Source organism: Kitasatospora sp. NPDC056327 (genome assembly GCF_042261735.1).
Lineage (GTDB): Bacteria > Actinomycetota > Actinomycetes > Streptomycetales > Streptomycetaceae > Kitasatospora.
Map to the genome: position 1 here is coordinate 1 of NZ_JBHJRC010000495.1, position 2,932 is coordinate 2,932.

Annotated in this window: 3 protein-coding genes; all 3 read left to right on the forward strand. The window is 76.2% G+C overall.

From position 1 onward, the window contains the following. Window positions 1-553 precede the first annotated feature (553 nt). The 3 genes from ACFCX4_RS35655 (at window position 554) to ACFCX4_RS35665 (ending at window position 2,887) form a co-directional block, all read left to right on the forward strand. Window positions 554-1,069, forward strand: coding sequence for a SigE family RNA polymerase sigma factor (locus ACFCX4_RS35655; protein WP_376151528.1), 516 nt, complete (start codon window positions 554-556; stop codon window positions 1,067-1,069). A 187-nt stretch (window positions 1,070-1,256) separates the two neighbouring features. Next, window positions 1,257-2,045 carry a hypothetical protein gene (locus ACFCX4_RS35660; RefSeq protein ID WP_376151530.1) on the forward strand — a complete coding sequence of 263 codons (789 nt, stop codon included), beginning with the start codon at window positions 1,257-1,259 and terminating at the stop codon, window positions 2,043-2,045. Between the two features lie 134 nt (window positions 2,046-2,179). Beyond that, window positions 2,180-2,887: a hypothetical protein gene (locus ACFCX4_RS35665; protein ID WP_376151532.1), complete on the forward strand. Its 708-nt coding sequence runs from the start codon at window positions 2,180-2,182 to the stop codon at window positions 2,885-2,887. The last annotated feature ends 45 nt before the right edge of the window (window positions 2,888-2,932 follow it).

Consider the following 2,932-nt stretch of genomic DNA (forward strand, 5'->3'; position numbering starts at 1 on the left):
GGGTCCCCCGTCCCGCCCCGCCCCCGCCCCCCGGGCCGCGCGGGGGGGCGGCGGGGCCCGGGGGGGTGCCCCACGCCGGGGGGGGGGCCGCGGGGCCCCCCCGCGCCCGGGCGCGCTTGCGGACGAAGCGCCCGACGGTTCACCCGGGTCCGCCCCGGCCGCCCGGGCCGCCGTGCACCGGTGGATCGAGGACACCTTCCGACGGCCGGCCGGCATGGTCCGGAGGCCCGACGGCACACCCGACCGGTGGGCGGCGGAGGTCACCGCAGCCGGATCCGGAGGTGCGGGGGAACCGCTCCGCCGAAACTGCCCGCGCAGGCGCCGCCGTGGGGTGCGACGAATCCGCCCACGACGGAGGCGGAGCCTGCCGGCAGGGGCCCGGCGCCCGCACGGGGGCGCCGTCGAGCGGATGCTGACGGCCCGCCGGAACCCGTTCCGACAAATTCGGTCGCCCCCTGTAACGCCCGCGCCGCTCACCCGGTCATTCAAGTGTGAGGGACGGAAAGACGGGCCGAGGGGAATCCGGGTGGGACGCGGTGGTCAGGCGGGATCGTTGTCGGACGAGGAGTTCCGGGCGTTCACGGTGGCCCGCGGGGGCCAGCTCTACCGGACGGCCTGTCTTCTGACGGGCGGGGACACCCATCTCGCCGAGGACCTGGTCCAGGAGTCGCTGGCACGGGTGTACGCCCAGTGGCGGCGGACCTCGTGGTTCAGCGGGCGTCCGCGGATCGAGAATCCGGCGGGTTACGCGCACACCGTCCTGGTGCGGGTGTTCCTCTCGCACCGGGGCCGCCGCAGCTCCGGTGAGCGGCCGGTGGAGACCGTGCCCGACGAGGCGGTGCACGAGAGCGATCCGGCGTTGCGGCTGGCCCTGCTCGATGCCCTGGGCCGGCTCGCCGCGCGCGACCGGGCGGTGCTCGTACTGCGCTTCTGGGAGGACCGGACCGTCGAGGAGACCGCCGAGGTCCTGCGCAGCACACCCGGTGCGGTGCGGACACGGACCTCCCGGGCGCTGGGACGCATCCGCGTCCTGCTCGGCGACGGCCTGGGTGAGCTGGCCGACCGGTGAACTCGCCGACCGCCGAGCCGGCCGGTCGCCGTGAGCGGTCCGGTCGCCGAGGGGGCCGGTCGGCCTCCGGCGCCGCCTCGCCGTCCCATGGCCGACCGGCCGGCCCGGGGCCGGACGCCCCTCCCGTACCGCTTCGCCGCACCACCTGCCGACCCGTCACCCCGTCGACCCGAGAGGGCCTTCCGCCGTGCGCGACGACCTGAACGACAGCTACCAGCAGGAGTTCGCCCGGGCGCTCTCCTCCACCGCCGGATCCTTCCGGATCGATCCCGGCCCGCTGGCCGAGCCCGCCCGGGCCCGGGGACGCCGACTGCGCCGCCGCCGGCGCGCCGGCGCGCTGACCGGGGCGGCCGCCCTGGCGCTGCTGGCGACCGGCGCCGTGGTGGCCGGCCACGGCTTCACCGGCTCCGGCTCCCGGGTCGCGCCGGCCGCGACGGCCCCGGCCGTCCCGAAGCCTTCCGGATCCCCGGCCTCCGGCGCGGAGATCCTGTCGATGCTGACCGGGCTCCTGCCGAGCGGCACGGTCACGGCCGATCTGATCAGGGGGACGGAGAGTGCCAGGCCCGCGGTTCGGTTCGTCCTGGACGACGGGAAGGGGGTGGCCCGGATCGACTTCTCGATCGTGGAGGGTGCAAATCCCGGCTCCGGCTGCCCGGACACGGACGCTCCCGATCCCGCCTGCTCGGTCTCCCGCCTCCCGGACGGTTCCCCGGTGGTGGTCAGGCAGGCCACTGCCCGGGCCGGCGAGCCGGCCGGCAGCCGCACCTGGTCCGCCTCCCTCTCCTCGTCGAAGGGCTACACGGTGACCGCCAGGGAGTGGAACCGCGCGTCGACGGAGAACGGCAGCCCGGTCACCCGCCCCCTGCCGCCCCTGACCACCGACCAACTGGCCGCCGTGGTCGCCGACCCCCGCTGGCAGCCGGTCGCCGCCGCGCTGGCCGGCGGGCGGGGAACCCCGGCGCCCGACGAGACCTGACGGACCCGCCCGGCCCGGGCCCCGACCGTGCCACCAACCCTGCCACCCGTCCGACCGCATCACCCCTCTGACCGCATCACCCGCACCATCAGTACCGATTCCAGTGTTCCGACAACCCGAAAGGGCGGTTCGTCATGTCCGACGACCTGCACGACACGAACGAGAACGACTCCACCACGACGGTTCCGGCCCGCCCCGCCGTGAAGCGGCCCAGCAGGACGACCGCGATCGCCGCGCTGGCGCTGCTGGCGATCGCGGGCGCGGGGGTCGACGGCGGTCTCCTCGGCTCAGCCGCCCAGGCCGTCGGGGCACCCTCTGCGACCTCCGGCGCGCCCGTCTCCGGCCAGGAGCTGGTGACGCTGCTGACCGGGATGCTGCCCGCCGGCACGGTGGAGACCGTCGAGACCCGGGGCACCGACCAGGGCATCCCCGGGGCACGGATCGTCCTGGACGACGGCGCGGGCAAGGCGCAGATCGAGCTCACCGTCCTCCAGGGCGTCGACCCCGGCTCGGACTGCCCGGTGGCGAGCACCCCCGAGGACGTCTGCACCGTGTCGCACCTGCCCGACGGCTCCAAGCTGGTGGTCGCCCGGACCGGGGCCGGGGCCACCGAGCCGGCCGGAAGCCTCACCTGGACGGCGTTCCTCTCCTCGCAGAAGGGCTACACGCTGTTCGTCCGGGAGTGGAACCGCGCGTCGACGGAGAACGGCAGCCCGGTCACCCGCACCCTGCCGCCCCTGACCACCGACCAACTGGGGGCGGTGGCCACCGCCACCGCCTGGGAGCGCGTCGGCGACGCGCTGTACGCGGCATCCGACACGGTCTCCTCCACGCGCAGCTGATCACCCGCGCGCCGACCACCGCGTCCTGGCCGGTACGGACCGGCC

What these genes read in the sequence shown, in the direction of transcription:
- ACFCX4_RS35665 (WP_376151532.1), top strand. Translation starts at nt 2,180, where the DNA reads ATGTCCGACGACCTGCACGACACGAACGAGAACGACTCCACCACGACG.